Raw genomic sequence first — 16279 nt, 5'->3', positions numbered from 1 at the left:
GCATTGGGCGGGTCGAGCGAACCGGCTGGACACAAACGTCCGGTGCTGCGACGCTCGGAACCATCGCGAGGTGGTGACGATGCGCGCAACCCGACGCCGACGCTTCGATCTGTCCGCCGTGTCCGAGCTGCTGCTCGCCGTGCCCACGGTGCTGAGCAGCCTGTTGGTGGTGACGTTGCTGGGAAAGCCCGTCACACCCGAGGTCCTGTGGTTGTTCCCGGTGCTGTGGCTGGTGTCCGGCGCCGTCGTACTCCTCCCCGCGACGGACGCGGTGCTCGCGTTGACGCACCGGCTGCGCAGACCGACGCGCGCGGAGAAGCAGGTGCTGGTGCCGTTGCTGGAGTCCGTGTGCGACGCGGCCGCGCTCGACCCGCGGCGGTACCGGCTGTGGGTCCAGGACTCCCGTGAGATCAACGCCATGGCCGTCGGCGGGCGGGTCGTCTCGGTCTCCACGGCGGCACTCGGGCTGCGGCCCGAGCAGCTGGAGGCGGTGCTGGCGCACGAGCTCGGGCACCACCTCGCCGGGCACGCCAGGGCGTCGTTGCTGCGGTGGTGGTACGAGCTGCCGGCACGATTGACCGTGTCGCTGGTGTTCCTCGTCGGGTGGGGTGTGCTCGTGGCCGGTGCCGCGCTGAAGACCCGGCTGGCCATGGTGGCCTCCCTGCTCGCGGTGGCGGCACTGGCCGTCGTGGCGGTCGCGGCGAGCCCGTGGGTGTTGCTGGTGCCGGTGATCGCGCCCCTGCTGGCGCTGACGAGCAGGCGCGCGGAGCTCAACGCGGACCGGGTCGCGGCGGAGCTCGGATACGGGCCGCTGCTGCTGGAAGTGTTGCAGCGCTGGAGGAACGAGGGCCACGACGTGATCAGGGCACGGGCGGGGCTCAAGGAGCGGATGCTCGCCTCGCACCCGTCGTGCACCTCGCGGATCAGCAAGCTCGTCCAGACGACGACGGCCCCCGGACCGGAGTCCGGGGGCCGTCATCGCAGTCTCAGGCCGACGGGGGCCTGAACGACGCGGGCACCTCCGCGGCCGCCGCGGTGTCCAGCAGCCACAACGTCCGCCGCTGCCCGGAGGCACCGGCGGCCGGCAGCTGCACCTCGCCCGCTCCGTCCAGGGCCGCCGCCACCGCCGCGGCCTTGGCGGCACCGGTGGTCATCAGCCACACCTCCTGCGCGCGCCGCACCGACGACAACGTCAGCGAGACCCGCGTGGGCGGGGGCTTCGGGCAGTCGCGCACCGCGACGACGGTCCGCTCGTGCTCGTGCACGGCGGGGGAGTCGGGGAACACGGAGGCCACGTGGCCTTCCTCCCCGACGCCCAGCATGCACACGTCGAACGCCGGCACGTCGCCGTCGTCCCCTGGCCCGGCCAGGGAAGCGAGCAGGGAGGCGTAGGCCTCGGCCGCCGCCTCCGGGTCGTCGCCGAACTTGCCGTCGGACGGCTCCACCACGTGCACGCGCGACGGGTCGAGCGGCACGTGGTCGAGCAGCGCCGCACGGGCCTGGGTCTCGTTGCGCTCCGGGTGCCCGGACGGCAGGAAGCGCTCGTCGCCCCAGAACAGGTCGACGCGGGACCAGTCGACGGCGTCCCGCGCGCCGTTGCGGTTCAGGTGCTCCAGCACGGCGGTGCCGGTGCGGCCGCCGGTCAGCACGACCGACGCGAAGCCGCGAGCGGCCTGCGCGTCGACGATGCGGGTGACCAGGCGGGCCGCCGCGGCGGCGGCCAGGAGGTCGCCGTCGCGGTGCACCACCACTTCGGGACGGCTCACGAACTCGCCTTCGCCTTGGACTTGCGCGGGGTGGCCGCCTTGCCGTTGGCGTCCGCGGGAACCTCCGCGGGCGCCTCCTCCGGCTTCGCCGACGGTCCCCGGCCCTTCGAGACCTTCGACAGCGACTTCAACGCCGCCGCGTAGACCTCGTCGGGGTCGAGCCGGCGCAGCTCCTCGGCGAGGCAGTCGCGCACCGAACGGCGCTGCAGCGCCACCCGGCGGTCCGGCTGGCCGGGCTGGGAGAGCGTGCCCACCTTGCCATCCGGGCGGTGCAGGTCGACGGCGCCGGACGCGCGGTCCAGCCTGACCTGCACGATGCCCTCACCCGAGGTCGCCTTGTAGCGCCTGGCCGAGACCTTCAACCGGTCCGTGAGCCAGGCCGCGAGCAGGTCGGTGGACGGCGAGTCGGCCTCACCGGTCACCTCCGCGTCGCTGACCTTCTCGTACGGCGGCAGATCCAGCGACGAGGCCAGCATGGCGCGCCACAACGTCAGCCGCGTCCACGCCAGGTCCGTGTCGCCCGGCGCGTAGTGCGCCCTGCGGGCCTCCAGCGCCTTGATCGGGTTCTTCTCGGCGGCGGCGTCGGTGATGCGGCGCTGCGCGAGCTGACCGATCGGGTCCTTCGACGGCGAGATCGGCGCGTCGAACGGCCACCACGCCACGACCGGGGTGTCCGGCAGCAGCAGCGGCATGACGCACGAGGCGCCTTCCTTGGCCAGCTCGCCGTACAGGCGCAGCACCACGACCTCGGACGCGCCCGCGTCGCCACCGACGCGGATCTGCGCGTCGAGACGCGGAGCGGCCTGGCGAGCGCCGCGGGCCACGACGATCACGCGGCACGGGTGCTCGCGCGAGGCGTCGTTGGCCGCGTCGATCGCGGCGTCGGTGCGCTGGCCGTCCTCGGTCACGATCACGAGGGTCAGCACGCGCCCGAGGGTCGTCGCACCGCCTTCGTCCCGCAGCCGGACCAGCCGCGAGTTGATCTGGGAGGTGGTGGTCGAGGGCAGGTCGATGATCACGGACGCCTCCACTGCCTTCCGGTCCTGGCGGTCATCGTCTCCGCCGACGGCGGGCCCCACGTACCGGCCTTGTACTTCTCGAGCGCGGGCTCGTCCTTGCGCGCCCAGAACTCGAGCACCGGGTCGAGGATCTCCCAGGAGAGCTCGACCTCGTCGTTCTTCGGGAACAGCGACGGCTCGCCGAGCAGCACGTCGAGCAGCAGCCGCTCGTAGGCCTCCGGCGACGACTCGGTGAACGAGTGGCCGTAACCGAAGTCCATCGTGACGTCGCGGACCTCCATCGTGTTGCCCGGCACCTTCGACCCGAACCGGATCGTGACGCCCTCGTCCGGCTGCACGCGCACGACGAGCGCGTTCTGGCCGAGCTCCTCGGTCGCGGTGTCGTCGAACGGCAGGTGCGGCGCCCGCTTGAACACGACGGCCACCTCGGTGACGCGGCGGCCCAGGCGCTTGCCGGTGCGCAGGTAGAACGGCACCCCGGCCCAGCGGCGGGTGTTGACCTCGCAGGTGATCGCGCCGAACGTCTCGGTCTTCGACTCGGGCGAGAAACCGCCCTCCTCCAGCAGACCAGGGACCTTCTGGCCGCCCTGCCAGCCACCCGTGTACTGCCCGCGCGAGGTGGTCTCCTCGAACGGCTCCGCGGGACGCGTCGCCGAGAGGATCTTCACCTTCTCCGCGCGGAGGTCGGCCGGCTTGAACGAGACCGGCTCCTCCATCGCGATCAGCGCGAGCAGCTGCAGCAGGTGGTTCTGGATGACGTCGCGCGTCGCGCCGATGCCGTCGTAGTAGCCGGCGCGGCCACCGAGACCGATGTCCTCGGCCATGGTGATCTGCACGTGGTCGACGTAGTTCGAGTTCCAGATGGGTTCGTACAGCTGGTTCGCGAACCGCAGCGCCAGGATGTTCTGCACGGTCTCCTTGCCGAGGTAGTGGTCGATGCGGAACACCGACTCCTCGGGGAAGACCTCGTTGACCGTCTTGTTCAGCTCCTTGGCCGACTTCAGGTCGTGGCCGAACGGCTTCTCGATGACGACGCGGCGCCACTGGTCGTGCGACGTCTGGGCGAGACCAGCGCGCTTGAGCTGGTTGACCACCGTCGGGAACGCGCCCGGCGGGATCGACAGGTAGAACGCGTGGTTGCCACCCGTGCCGCGTTCGGCGTCCAGGGCGGCCAGGCACGAGGCCAGGTTGTCGAACGACGCGTCGTCGTCGAACGTGCCCTGCACGAACCGGATGCCCTCGGCGAGCTGCTGCCACACGGCCTCGTTGAACGGCGTGCGCGCGTGCTCCTTCACCGCGTCGTGCACGACCTTCATGAAGTCCTGGTCGGCCCAGTCACGGCGGGCGAAGCCGACGAGACCGAAGCCCGGCGGCAGCAGACCCCGGTTCGCGAGGTCGTAGATCGCGGGCATGAGCTTCTTGCGCGACAGGTCACCGGTGACACCGAAGATGACCAGCGCGCTCGGGCCCGCGATGCGGGGCATGCGCTTGTCGCGCGGGTCCCGCAGCGGGTTGCGCCACTTGGCGGATGTGGTCACGAGCCGTCCTCCTGGACTGCCTCGACGAGCTGGGCCAGGCCGGCGATGCGGTCCTGCAGGTGCAACCGGAGCACCGGGCGGCCGTGTTCGGCGAGCACCTGACCGTCGCCGAGCGCCTGCGCGAGCTGCAGCTGCGCCAGCGTGTAGGGACGGCCGGGCACCTCCAGGTCGTCGCCGGACTCGCCGGTGATCTGGACGAACACGCCGTTCTGGTGACCGCCCTTGTGGTACTGGCCGGTCGAGTGCAGGAAGCGAGGACCCCAGCCGAACGTGGTCTGCAGGTGCGTCCTCTTCGCGATCTCCGCGCGGAGCAGCTCGAACGACGCGTCGTCGATCCTGTCCAAGTACGCCTGAACCGAGATGTAGCCGTGGTCGGGCGCGACTTCGACGATCGCCGCCAGCGCCTCCGCGACGGTGTGCACCTTGCGCGGCGCCCAGTCCGTGCCGTGGCCCTCGACCGGACCGTCCACGAAGGACGGCACGGTGGCGGCGACGGCCGGCGCGTCGAGCAGCGCGCGGGAGGCCTTCTTCGCGGCCTCGACGTCGGGCTGGTCGAACGGGTTGATCCCGAGCACCCTGCCGACGAGCGCGGTCGCGTACTCCCACAGCAGGAACTGCGCGCCCAGCTTGCCCTCGACCGCGACGTGCGCCGACCCGGTGGCCGGTCCGATCGCGACGGTCGTGGCGTCCGAACGCGCGTTCACGAAGCCCTCGGCGCCGGGGCCCTCGACGACGACCGGCAGCAGGCCGGTGCCGTTCTTGCCCGTCGACTCGGCGATCAGCTGCTCGGCCCAGTCGCCGAAGCCCTTGATCCCGGACCCGGTGTCGGCGAACACGACCTTCTCGGCACCGTGCGCGTGCGCGGCGCCGAAGATCGCGGCCAGCTGCACCGCGGGGTTGTCGGCGGAGTCCTCGGACACGAGCTTCGCGACCTCGGCCGCGTCGTCGAGCAGCTCCTCGACGTTCGCGCCCGCGAGGTACGACGGCACCAGGCCGAACGCCGTCAGCGCCGAGTACCGGCCGCCGACGTTCGGGTCGGCCAGGAACACCTTGCGGTAGCCCGCTTCCTCGGACGCCTTCTGCAGCGGCGAGCCGGGGTCGGTGACGACCACGATGCGCGACGCGGCGTCGATGCCCGCGTCGGTGAAGGCCTTCTCGAAGATGCGCCGGTGGCTGTCGGTCTCGACGGTCCCACCGGACTTGGACGACACCACGATCACCGTGCGCTCGAGGTCACCGGCGAGAGCGTCGGCGACCTGGGCGGGATCGGTGGTGTCCAGCACGACCAGCGGCACGCCCGCAGTCCGCGTGATCACCTCGGGGGCCAGCGACGAGCCGCCCATCCCGGCGAGCACGACGCGGTCCACGCCCTCGGCGTGCAGGTCCTCGCGCAGTGCGACGAGGTCGGGGAGCAGCGCTCGGGACGTCTCGTGCAACGTCGTCCACGAGAGGCGGATGCTCGCCTCGGACTCGGCTTCCGGCCCCCACAGGGTCGGGTCCTGCGCGGTCAGCTTGCTCGGCACCGAATCCGCGACCAGGTCAGCAGCGATCGTGCTGACCTGGTCGGCGTTCGGTGACCTCACGATTTCGACGGAGGTCACTTGATGATCAGCCCTTCAGCTTGGCCAGTTGGTTCGTCACCGTCTCGAGCAACTCTTCCCAGGACTTCTCGAACTTCTCGACGCCCTCGGTCTCCAGCGCGACGAACACGTCCTGGAGGTCGATTCCCACGGCGGCGAGCTGGTCGAACACCTCCTGGCCCTCGGCGGCACGGCCGGTGACGGTGTCACCGGTGATCTTGCCCGCGTCGGCGACGGCCCGCAGCGTCTTCTCCGGCATCGTGTTCACGACGTCGTTCACGACGAGCTGGTCGACGTAGAGGGTGGGGGAGTAGCTCGGGTCCTTCACGCCGGTGGAGGCCCACAGCGGGCGCTGCGCGTGGGCGCCGTCCGCCTTGAGCGCCTCCCAGCGCTCGCCCTGGAACGTCTTCTCGAACGCGCCGTAGGCGATCCACGCGTTGGCGAGGGCGGCCTTGCCGCGCAACGCCTTGGCCTCGTCCGTGCCGATCCCGTCCAGGCGCTTGTCGATCTCGGTGTCGACGCGCGACACGAAGAAGGAGGCGACGGAGTGGATCGAGCGGAGGTCGTGGCCGTTGGCCTTGGCCTGCTCGAGGCCCGCGATGTAGGCCTCCATGACCTTCTCGTAGCGCTCGACGGAGAAGATCAGCGTGACGTTGACGGAGATGCCCTCGCCGATCACCTTCGTGATCGCGGGGATGCCCGCCTCGGTCGCCGGGATCTTCACCAGCAGGTTCGGCCGGTCCACGGTCTTCCAGAGGTCCTGCGCCTCGGCGACGGTCTTGTCCGTCTCGAACGCCAGGCGCGGGTCGACCTCGATGGAGACGCGGCCGTCCACACCACCGGTCGAGTTGTAGATGTCGCGGAACTTGTCGCACGCGTTGCGCACGTCGGTCGTCGTGACCTCGCGGATGGTGGCCTCGGTGTCGGCGCCCCTGTTCGCGAGCTCGCGGACCTGCTCGTCGTAGGACTCGCCCTTGGACAGCGCCCCCGCGAAGATCGTCGGGTTCGTCGTCACGCCGACGACGTTCCAGTCGCGGATCAGCTCGTCCAGGTTGCCGCTGGTGAGCCGCTCACGCGACAGGTCGTCGAGCCAGATGGAAACTCCGGCGCCGGAAAGAGCGTCGAGATTCGGCTTGCTCACTGGATTAACCCCTCACTCGGTCAAGGGAACGGCGGGCGGCGGCGACGACGTTCTCCGTCGTGAAGCCGAACTCCTTGAACAGAACCTGGTAGTCGGCCGAGGCACCGAAGTGCTCGATCGACACGATCTCGCCGTTGTCGCCGACGTAGCGGTACCACGGCTGTGCGATACCGGCTTCCACCGCCACGCGCGCCTTAACCGACGAGGGGAGAACCGACTCGCGGTAGTCCGCGTCCTGCTTCTCGAACCACTCGACGGACGGCATGGAGACCACGCGCACTGCAACGCCCTCGCCCTGCAGGACCTTCCCGGCCTCGGCGGCGACCTGCAGCTCAGAGCCTGTGCCGATGATCACGATCTCCGGGTTCTCGTCACCGAAGAGCACGTAGCCGCCGCGCTTCACGCCCTCAGCCGAGGTGCCCTCCAGCGTCGGGAGGTTCTGGCGGCTCAGCGCGAACCCGACCGGGCCGAGCTGCTCGATGACGGCCTTCCACGCGAACGCCGTCTCGTTGGCGTCACCAGGGCGGATGACCGCGAAGTCCGGGATCGCGCGCAGGGCGGCGAGGTGCTCGATCGGCTGGTGCGTCGGGCCGTCCTCGCCCAGGCCGATGGAGTCGTGCGTCCACACGTAGGTGACCGCCGCCTGCATGATCGCCGCGAGCCGCACGGACGGGCGCATGTAGTCGGAGAACACGAGGAACGTGCCGCCGAACGGGCGGGTCGGGCCGTGCAGGGCGATGCCGTTGAGGATCGCGCCCATCGCGTGCTCGCGGACGCCGAAGTGCAGCACGCGGCCGTACGGGTCGGCGCTCCACATGCCGGTGGAGATCGACTCCGGGCCGAACGACTTGGCGCCCTTGATGGTGGTCAGGTTCGACTCCGCGAGGTCAGCGGATCCGCCCCACAGCTCGGGCAGGTGCTTGGCCAGCGCGTTGATGACCTCACCGGAGGCCTTGCGGGTCGGCACGCCCTTGGCGTCCACCGGGTAGACCGGCAGGTCCGCGTCCCAGCCCTCGGGCAGCTCGCGGGCGACCAGGCGGTCGAGCAGCTTCTTGTTCTCCGCGTTGGCCGAGGCCCACGCGTCGAAGCTCTTCTGCCACTCGGCCTTGGCGTGCTCGCCGCGCTTGACGACCTCGCGGGCGTGCGCCAGGACCTCGTCGGCGACGTCGAAGGTCTTCTCGGGGTCGAAGCCGAGGACCTCCTTGGTGGCCTTGACCTCGTCGACGCCGAGCGCGGCGCCGTGGGCGGCACCGGTGTTCTGCTTGGTCGGCGCCGGGTAGCCGATGATCGTGCGCAGCAGGATGAACGACGGCTTGTCGGTGACGGCCTTGGCCTTCTCGACGGCCTCGAGGATGCCCTTGACGTTCTCGCCGGACTCCACGACCTGGACGTGCCAGCCGTAGGCCTCGTAGCGCGCCGCGGTGTCCTCGGACAGCGCGATCGTCGTGTCGTCCTCGATGGAGATCTTGTTGTCGTCGTAGAAGACGACCAGGTTGCCCAGCTGCTGCGTGCCGGCGATCGACGAGGCCTCGGAGGTGACGCCCTCCTCGATGTCACCGTCGGAGGCGATCACGAAGACGTGGTGGTCGAACGGGCTCTGACCCTGCGCGGCGGACGGGTCGAACAGGCCGCGCTCGCGGCGGGCGGCCATCGCCATGCCGACGGCGGAGGCGAGACCGGAGCCCAGCGGGCCCGTGGTGATCTCGACGCCCCTGGTGTGGCCGTGCTCGGGGTGGCCCGGCGTCTTCGAGCCCCACTTGCGCAGGTGCTTGAGGTCGTCGAGCTCCAGGCCGTAGCCGGAGAGGAACAGCTGGATGTAGAGGGTGAGGCTGGAGTGGCCCGCGGACAGCACGAACCGGTCGCGGCCGATCCAGTCCGGGTCGGCGGGGTCGTGCCGCAGCACGCGCTGGAACAAGGTGTACGCGAGAGGCGCGAGGCTCATCGCCGTGCCGGGGTGGCCGTTGCCGACGTTCTGCACGGCGTCCGCCGCGAGCACGCGCGCGGTGTCGACGGCGCGCTTGTCGAGCTCGGTCCAGTCGTCGGGCAGGTCGGCCTTGGTGAGCCGGGCGATGTCGTCGGTGACGGTCACGGACTTACAGCTCCAAACTTTGTCGCTAGGGCGGGTCCGAAGCCCGTTCGGAATCGATCCCGAAGAGCCTGACCCGCATCTCTCCCACGTCCTCCGGCCAGCCTAGTCCCGAGAGATTCAGAAGGTGCTCTGAAAGGTCCCAGGCACATGTGTGCCGGGGCACACCAGCACCCGAACGGGCTGTGAATTCTTCGCGCGGTTACCATCAGTCGCTGGTTTTCACACCTGTCTCGACACGAGGAGCGTTCACCCGATGAGTGCCGACAGTCTCGTCGCGGAGGCCCCGAACAGGTCGCCTCGCCAGGTCGTCGGCGCGTACGTCGCGCTCACCAAGCCGCGGGTCATCGAGCTCCTGCTGATCACGACGATCCCCGCGATGCTGCTCGCCCAGCACGGCCTCCCGCCGCTGTGGCTGATCGCCTGCACGCTGACCGGCGGCACGCTGGCCGCGGGGTCGGCAAATGCCCTCAACTGCTTCGTCGACGCCGACATCGACTCGGTGATGAAGCGGACGGCCTCCCGGCCCCTCGCGCACAACGCGATCCCGCCGCGCAACGCCCTGATCTTCGGCATCGTGCTCGGGATCTTCTCGTTCGCGTTCCTCGGCATCTTCGTCAACCTGATGTCGGCCGTGTTCGCGGTGGCGACGATCCTCTTCTACATCTTCGTCTACACGCTGGTCCTCAAGCGCCGCACCTCGCAGAACATCATCTGGGGCGGCATGGCGGGGTGCATGCCCGTCATCATCGGCTGGTCGGCCGTGACGAACACCGTGCAGTGGCCCGCCCTGGTCATGTTCGGGGTCATCTTCTTCTGGACTCCGCCACACACCTGGGCCCTCGCGATGAAGTTCAAGGAGGACTACGCCCGAGCAGGCGTGCCGATGCTGCCCGTGGTGGCCACAGCTCAGCAGGTGACGCGGCAGATCGTGATCTACAGCTGGATCACCGTCCTCTGCACGCTCGCCCTCGCTCCGGTCACCTCGTGGATCTACCTGGCGGTGGCGGCCCTGTCCGGCGTGTGGTTCGCGGTGTTCGCGCACAAGCTGCACAACGTCGTCCGTCGCGGTGGCTCCACGAACACCATGAAGTTCTTCCACATGTCGAACCTCTACCTGATGCTCGTGTTCTGCGGTCTCGCCGTGGACGCGGTCGTCGGGTTGCCGGTGCTTGGCTGGCCGTTCTAGCTGCACTTACAGTCGTACGGCTGTGGCGCCCGTTGAGTTCACCGTCACCGGTGGTGAAGGTTCACCACTGGACTTCGTCGCGGCCCTGACCCCGTCGACCTCGCTCGTCGTGATCACCGATCCCGGCGGGTGGGCGCAGGTGAGCCAGGGCCTCACGCCCGGCTTCGCCGCGTCGACCGTCGTCACCACGCGGGTCCGCGCCCTGCGGTTCGCCGTGGTCGACCTGCGGCACTTCCCGTCGGCCTCGGCGCTGCCGTCGATCAGCGACGTGCCGGGCGACGTCGTGGCGCTGCACGACACGCGCTCGTGGGACTCAGCGCCCATCGTCGCCGTGCTGCGCCGCCTCGGCCGTCCCGTCGTGCTCTTCACCGCCGTGCACGCCTGGGTGTCCGGTGTGGACACCGCGTCGACGGTGGTGGGCTGGAGCGCGCCGCACGTCGTGCTGGCCCGGCCGCGCGGCCCCGGCGAGGCACGGGTCGAGGACGCCCTGTGGCTGTTCCGCGAGCTGGAGCGGCGCCGGATGATGACCTACACCAAGCTGCCGGCACCGCCTCCCGCCGTCGACCGCGCCGTGTCCGTCGTGGTCGCGCTGCCCGGTGCGACCGAGGGCATCGCCGGCGCGCTGCGGCCGGGTGCCGAGTACGAGGTGTGGGTGCGCGTCGGCGACGTTCCCGTGCCGCTGCCGGGCGACCTGGAGCTCAAGGCCGTGCTCGGGATGAGCGGCCGCGAGGTCGTGTCGGAGACGTTCGTGCTGCCCGTCGAGGGCGGCAGCCCGTGGGTGAGCTTCGAGGTCACCACGCCGTACGCGTCGGTGCCGTGGACCGGTGAGCTCGTCATCTACCGCGGCGTGGCGCCGGTGCACGTGCAGCAGGTGGTGCTGCCGGTCGGTGGCGGCGAGTCGTCAGTGCGGCCCCGGTTCCGGCTGTCCAGGACGTTCGCGGACCTCGGGCCGCTGTCGTCGCGGGCGGCGTCGGTGCTGGTGCTCGGCGAGCGGGCGCTGGTGACGACCGGCCGCGACCCGCACTGGGTGAGCCTCGACGTCCCGGTCGAGCTGCCACCGGTGACGGGGCTGGATCCCTGGTACGGCAAGGGTTTCCCGGCGTTCTGCGAGGACCTGGCCGCGGTCGCGGTGCGGGGCGCGGCGCTGCACGGGCGGCTGTTCCCCGACGGCTCGGGGGTGCGGCGCGGCGGCGTCGTGACGGTGGCCGGCGCGACGCGTGTGCCGTGGGCCTGCGTCTACGACCTGCCGTTCGCCGAGGGCCCGCACCGGCTGTGCTCGTCGGTGTCGCGGTTCGGCCCGTTCGGCGCCGGGGGACCGGTACCGCCGCGCTGTCCCGAACCCGACCACAGCGGCAACGTGTTGTGCCCCTTCGGCTTCTGGGGCCTGTCGAACGTGCTGGAGCAACCGGCAGGCCCGCTCGCGTGGCAGGTGGCACCGGCGCAGCGCCAGGTCCAGGTGGCGCTCGTCGCCGACCCGGACCTCGACCGGACGCTCACCCAGCGGCACGTGGCCGAGCTGATGTCGTTCCTGCCGCCGGACACCATCTCGTCGGAGTACGTCAGCCCGTCGCGCCTGTCGCGTGCGCTGGGGGAGGAGCGCGCGGACGTGATGCACCTCGTCTACGACGCGGGCGTGCTGGAGTCCGTGGAGATCGAGGGCTGGCCGCACCGCCCGCTGGTCGTGACGACGTCCCCGGCGGCGCACCTGGTGGACGCGTTCGTGAACCAGGCGGGGGCCGCCGGGGTCGTGTGCCCTGAGGTGGCCGTCGACCAGGGCATGGCGGGGTGGGTGAGCGGCATGCTGCTCGCGCGGCTCGCCGGGGGGATGCCCGCCGGTGAGGCGGTGCGGCAGACGCGCTGGGAGATGCTGAGCCGCGGCAACGTCCTCGGGCTCGCGCTCACCCTGCACGCGGGCGCTGACCTGCGGCTGCGCTGACCGGCCTGCGCGCCTCACCCGCCGGCGACGCCTCCGGCCACCCGGCCGTCGCGCGTCCGGGCGGGTGAAAGGTCGTCTCGAGTCGATCACGGGCTGAACCGCGGTGCCCGCGTGGCCGTTGTGCCGGGCATGCTGAACTCGGAGGCGCAGGTGCGCCAGGCGGTCGAGGACCTGACCCGCCGCTTCGGAGACCGCGTCGCCGGCGACGAGATCCGGGAAGCAGCCGAGGCCGCGCACGAGGGCCTGTCCCGCACGGCGACCGTGACGGCCCACCTCGCCGTGCTGACCGCCCGCCGCGCCGCGCGCGACCTCGCGTTCGCGGCCATCGGGGTGCGGATGCCCGTTCAGCAGACGGCCTGGCTCACCCCGCCCCAGGTCACCTCGAAGTAGCCGGCCCCACCTGCGCCAGGAGGTCCTCCACGCAGGGGTCGTCGAGCGACTCGACGATGCACTTCCACAGCGAGAGGTTCGCCTCGGCCCACTTGGTGTAGGTCGCGGCGGCCTCCGCGTCGTAGAAGTAGTAGCCGTCGTCGGCCTTGCCCACCTGCTCGCCCACGATCTTGTGCGCGAGCTCGCGCAACGTGATGCCGTTCTCCTGCAGGTAGCGGTGCGCGAGGACGACCGGCGTGACGGGCAGCGCCTTGAACAGCGTGTCGGCGTCGGACAACGCCTGCGCCTCCAGCGAGATGTCGCGGTGGCGGGTGCGCATCTCCGCCTCGACGACGATTCGTTCGATCCAGTCGATGTCGCCTATCGCGACGCCGGAGACGAAGAGGACCTTGCGGCGCAACGCCGCGCCGTCGGTCGGCAGCGAGTTGCGGCGGACCATGTAGTTCAGGTCGTGCACGAGCGCGGCGACCTCCACGACGTCCCGCGCGGCGCCGTTGCGTTCGGCGAAGTGCACGGACTTGTCGCGGACGAAGCTCACGTGGTGCCAGCCGTGGAACTGCAGCTTGGCGGCCAGGTCCTCGCACAGCCGCTTCACGCGCTGCTCCACGTCCGCGATGACAGACCTCGGAATCCTTGTGCGCGTACGCATCATCAGCCCTCCCACCGGGTGGGCTGAATGGTAGGCGCGGCACGGGCGCTCCCGTGCGGGTTCAGAGGTGGTTCGTCAGATCCTCCAGGCGGTCCTCGACCGGCACGTGCCGGTGGCTGGTCCCGGTGTCCGGGTCGTAGCTGAGGCTCCACGGCGTGATGGCGCGGGACTTGACCAGGAACGTCATCGTCCCGTCGGCGGCGCGCGGGATGCGGTGGAACTCGTGCGCGAGCAACGTGCCCGTGGTGCCCTCGGTGCACTGGGTGCGGCGGGTGAGCTCCGCGCCGACGATCGTGCGGCCACCGACACCGAGCCGCGCGTCGAACCGTTCGTGCAGGTAGGCGCCGCTCAGGATGGTGGTGCAGAAGTGGTACCGGTGGTTGTGCACCGAGTCCGCGTAGCCCGCACGCCAGTCCGAGAGCGGCTTGTACTCGTGCAGCCAGAACGTGAACGGCTCGGCCGGTTCGTCCCGCAGGCACCACGCGTAGTGCGTCGTCGTCTCACGGGAGTGCGCGATCACCCAGGTCGCGTCCTGGGGCGAGAGTCCGTCGATGTGGGCACGGAGCTCCTTGCGCAGCTCGGGCCGTGCCGCCCAGTCGCGGAACCACTGGCCGACGTCGGACCAGTGGTCCGCGACGGGAAACTCGGCGCGCTTCACCCGGGCTGCGAGCTCCTCGAGCGCGGACAACCCGGTGAACTCGGCTGGCAAGATCGATCAGCTCCTCAACTGAGCGGATGCGGAGAATTCGCGACGGAATGCGTGGAACTTGTCCTCGAGCTCCTTGAAACCGTCTTTGGTGAGAGTCTCGCCGGTGATCTTCTCGAACAACGCCAGGAAGTCGTCGGCCGTCGTTCCCGGCGTGATGACGAAGTGGTAGCCGGCCCGGGAATTGCTGATCCGCAGGAACTCCGCGCGTTCCATCGCGTACAGGAACGAACTCTCGGTGAACCTGAGCGTGCGCGGATAGGGTCTCAGCACTCCGGCGGTGTTGCTGTAGAGCGTCATCCAGACCGAGTCGTCGAAGAGCTCGAGCCGGTCGAGCGGCGGATCGGAAACGATGGTGACGTCGATCCGGCTGCACCGCCCGCGCGCCGCGTAGAGCCCGACGAGCCCGATGCCGATCTGCTCCTTGAGCTGTTCCCGGATCGCGTCGTAGTCGCCGTCGGCCCCTTCGCCCCGCAACAGGTACCGCGCCCGCCCGCTGATGGCGTTGTCGTCCCGCGGGTCGGCCAGCACGGCCCTGAGCTCGCACTCCGACTGGCTGACCAGCACTCTTCCCGCCGCGTACCGCCCGGCGAACCCGCGGAAGCAGTACAGCCGCGTCCGCTCCAGGTCCTGCATCATGAGCTGGTTGAACTCGGGGTCCGGCTTGGCCGTCGGCTCGAACACGTGGCTCGGGAAGAACTCCCGGTCCAGCGCCCGGTACTGCTCGCTGAGCTCCTTGAGCGCCTTCCTGCTCTCCTCGATGACAGGGGTGAGAAGAGCTTTCTGCGCGGCTTTCGACGTGATCAACGTCTGCGTGAAGCTCACCACCGCCGAAATGAGAGTGCCCGTCCCCAACGCCGTCAGCAGGTTTCTCGCCGTACCGGAATCCATTTGACTGGAAATGGCCAGTGACGCACCCGACGTCACGACGAGTATGAGGAGGAGCAACCCGGTACGAGTCCAGAACAACTCCTGCACCAAGTTGCTGCGGATGCCTCCGGCCTCCGCGGACACAACTCCCACCTCCTGCTGCTCACCTCAATGGCGGCTACCCGAACGGACGAATGCGCTCGGTGTCCGTTTGAGTGCGCGGAGTTACTGTACGCGCCGGTCTAAAGATTCGGTAGCTGCTATTCGTGCGACATTTCGGCGGGGAATAGGCGTGGTGGGGGCGGGTGGATGGTGTGCATCCGTGCGGGGTGGTGACTCGGTGTTGTCGGAGGGGGTCTGGGTCTGGGGGCTTGGGGTGTGCGAGGTTCGGGTGAGAGTTCCAGCGTGGTTGCTCTGGGCGGTTGGGTGCCTGTTCCAGCGTGGGCGTGCACCTCGGACGAAGACCTGGGTTCATCGCCGCTGCGCGACGATTGCGATTGGGGCTTGACTTCGGGGCCCTTGCGAGGCGCTCTGTCGGCCGGAAAAGGCCGGATGCTTCGCAACCGGCCGATCCACGAGTGGTAGCACCTCGCACCCAAAGTCAAGCCCCAATCGCCTAACCACGAGTGGGTTCACCGCTACCCATCGGCGTCAGGTCCGCACGGCTCGCCTTCGGCATCGCGGTTGGAAGTGCGTGGGGGGTTGTTACTGCTCGCCTTCGGCATCGCTTGGAAGTGCGGGGGTCGTTCCGGCTCGCCTTCGGCATCGCTTGACCGGTCGGGCCGCCCAGACCGTGCCGTGCTGCGCCTGGCCGAGCCGTGCCGTGCGGCGTGGTCCCGCCCCGCGACCGACCTGCTACGCCCCGCTCACACCCGTCCTAATACGCTGCGCGACCATGCGCAACGTCCTGCTCATCGCGTCCCTGGCGCTCGTCGCGGTCGCCGGCCTGTCGGGCTGCAGCGGTTCCGCCCAGCCCTCCACCGGGAGTGCCAACCCCTGCAAGATCGACGACTTCAAGGTCACCGGTGACTTCGGGTCGGCGCCCAAGGTCGAGATTCCCGCCTGCAAGCCCACTGACGAGATGCTCGTCAAGGATCTGGTGCAGGGCACCGGTGCCGAGGTGAAGGCGGGTTCCACGGCCACGGTCAACTACCAGCTCACGACCTTCTCCGACAAGAAGGTGCTGGACACCTCGTTCGGGCGGACGCCGTTCGACGTCGAGAACGTCGGGCAGGCGCCCGTCATCGACGGCTGGAACGAAGGGTTGGTCGGGCTCAAGGAGAACGGTCGCCGGCTGCTCGTCGTGCCGCCCACCAAGGGGTACGGGAAGGGCGGTCAGGGCATCAAGGCCAACGAGACCCTGGTCTTCGTGATCGACGGTGTGAAGGTCACCCCCGCCGCCTGAGTAC

At 70.0% G+C, this 16279-nt stretch carries 14 protein-coding genes; 5 read left to right on the top strand and 9 right to left on the bottom strand.

The genetic code is table 11. The features are described from left to right. Positions 1-79 precede the first annotated feature (79 nt). Positions 80-1006 carry a M48 family metalloprotease gene (locus tag ACFWV3_RS41335; protein WP_382419412.1) on the top strand — a complete coding sequence of 309 codons (927 nt, stop codon included), beginning with the start codon at positions 80-82 and terminating at the stop codon, positions 1004-1006. On the opposite strand, the gene pgl is transcribed toward ACFWV3_RS41335, so the two are convergent. From pgl to tkt, 6 genes are read right to left on the bottom strand one after another with little or no spacing between them, the layout of a single operon-like run. After that, entirely contained in the window at positions 987-1766 is a 780-nt protein-coding gene (pgl, locus tag ACFWV3_RS41330) for a 6-phosphogluconolactonase (RefSeq protein ID WP_382419411.1), read from the bottom strand. The two genes, ACFWV3_RS41335 and pgl, sit on opposite strands and share 20 nt — an antisense overlap. Then, on the bottom strand, positions 1763-2785 hold the full coding sequence (opcA, locus tag ACFWV3_RS41325; protein ID WP_382419410.1) for a glucose-6-phosphate dehydrogenase assembly protein OpcA: 1023 nt from the start codon (positions 2783-2785) through the stop codon (positions 1763-1765). Before opcA ends, pgl begins: the two co-directional genes overlap by 4 nt. After that, positions 2782-4269 carry a glucose-6-phosphate dehydrogenase gene (gene zwf / locus ACFWV3_RS41320; RefSeq protein WP_382419427.1) on the bottom strand — a complete coding sequence of 496 codons (1488 nt, stop codon included), beginning with the start codon at positions 4267-4269 and terminating at the stop codon, positions 2782-2784. Before zwf ends, opcA begins: the two co-directional genes overlap by 4 nt. Positions 4270-4319: 50 nt before the next feature. Then, positions 4320-5906 (bottom strand): glucose-6-phosphate isomerase, encoded by a 1587-nt coding sequence (locus tag ACFWV3_RS41315; RefSeq protein WP_382419409.1) that lies wholly within the window; start codon positions 5904-5906, stop codon positions 4320-4322. Between the two features lie 25 nt (positions 5907-5931). Continuing rightward, positions 5932-7044 (bottom strand): transaldolase, encoded by a 1113-nt coding sequence (tal, locus tag ACFWV3_RS41310; RefSeq protein WP_382419408.1) that lies wholly within the window; start codon positions 7042-7044, stop codon positions 5932-5934. Between the two features lie 4 nt (positions 7045-7048). Further along, entirely contained in the window at positions 7049-9133 is a 2085-nt protein-coding gene (tkt, locus tag ACFWV3_RS41305; RefSeq protein WP_382419407.1) for a transketolase, read from the bottom strand. A gap of 253 nt (positions 9134-9386) precedes the next feature. Between tkt and ACFWV3_RS41300 the strand changes: the two genes are divergently transcribed. The 3 genes from ACFWV3_RS41300 to ACFWV3_RS41290 all read left to right on the top strand — a co-directional run bounded on the left by ACFWV3_RS41300 (position 9387) and on the right by ACFWV3_RS41290 (position 12645). Then, the gene (locus ACFWV3_RS41300) at positions 9387-10319 is read left to right on the top strand and encodes a heme o synthase (protein ID WP_382419406.1); all 933 of its coding nucleotides are present in this window, start codon (positions 9387-9389) and stop codon (positions 10317-10319) included. A 22-nt stretch (positions 10320-10341) separates the two neighbouring features. Further along, entirely contained in the window at positions 10342-12255 is a 1914-nt protein-coding gene (locus ACFWV3_RS41295) for a hypothetical protein (protein ID WP_382419405.1), read from the top strand. Positions 12256-12366: 111 nt separating this feature from the next. After that, positions 12367-12645, top strand: coding sequence for a three-helix bundle dimerization domain-containing protein (locus tag ACFWV3_RS41290; RefSeq protein WP_382419404.1), 279 nt, complete (start codon positions 12367-12369; stop codon positions 12643-12645). Here ACFWV3_RS41290 and ACFWV3_RS41285 read toward each other — a convergent pair. Genes ACFWV3_RS41285 through ACFWV3_RS41275 form a run of 3 tightly spaced genes read right to left on the bottom strand, consistent with a single transcriptional unit; the run spans position 12632 to position 14948 of the window. Beyond that, positions 12632-13297 (bottom strand): HD family phosphohydrolase, encoded by a 666-nt coding sequence (locus ACFWV3_RS41285; protein WP_382419403.1) that lies wholly within the window; start codon positions 13295-13297, stop codon positions 12632-12634. The two genes, ACFWV3_RS41290 and ACFWV3_RS41285, sit on opposite strands and share 14 nt — an antisense overlap. Positions 13298-13355: 58 nt before the next feature. Then, entirely contained in the window at positions 13356-14003 is a 648-nt protein-coding gene (locus ACFWV3_RS41280) for a hypothetical protein (protein ID WP_382419402.1), read from the bottom strand. A gap of 6 nt (positions 14004-14009) precedes the next feature. Beyond that, positions 14010-14948: a hypothetical protein gene (locus ACFWV3_RS41275; RefSeq protein ID WP_382419426.1), complete on the bottom strand. Its 939-nt coding sequence runs from the start codon at positions 14946-14948 to the stop codon at positions 14010-14012. Positions 14949-15765: 817 nt separating this feature from the next. Here ACFWV3_RS41275 and ACFWV3_RS41270 point away from each other — a divergent pair. Continuing rightward, positions 15766-16275, top strand: a complete 510-nt coding sequence (locus ACFWV3_RS41270; RefSeq protein ID WP_382419401.1) for an FKBP-type peptidyl-prolyl cis-trans isomerase — start codon at positions 15766-15768, stop codon at positions 16273-16275. Positions 16276-16279: the final 4 nt, after the last annotated feature.

This window comes from Lentzea sp. NPDC059081, from assembly GCF_042738015.1.
Classification (GTDB): domain Bacteria; phylum Actinomycetota; class Actinomycetes; order Mycobacteriales; family Pseudonocardiaceae; genus Lentzea.
The sequence above is the reverse complement of the archived record's forward strand: the minus strand, read 5'-3'. Positions and strand labels throughout refer to the sequence as shown.

Coding starts and splice junctions, on each gene's coding strand:
- ACFWV3_RS41335 (WP_382419412.1), top strand. CDS start 80: ATGCGCGCAACCCGACGCCGACGCTTCGATCTGTCCGCCGTGTCCGAG.
- zwf (WP_382419427.1), bottom strand. CDS start 4,269: ATGCCCCGCATCGCGGGCCCGAGCGCGCTGGTCATCTTCGGTGTCACC.
- ACFWV3_RS41300 (WP_382419406.1), top strand. CDS start 9,387: ATGAGTGCCGACAGTCTCGTCGCGGAGGCCCCGAACAGGTCGCCTCGC.
- ACFWV3_RS41285 (WP_382419403.1), bottom strand. CDS start 13,297: ATGATGCGTACGCGCACAAGGATTCCGAGGTCTGTCATCGCGGACGTG.
- ACFWV3_RS41270 (WP_382419401.1), top strand. CDS start 15,766: ATGCGCAACGTCCTGCTCATCGCGTCCCTGGCGCTCGTCGCGGTCGCC.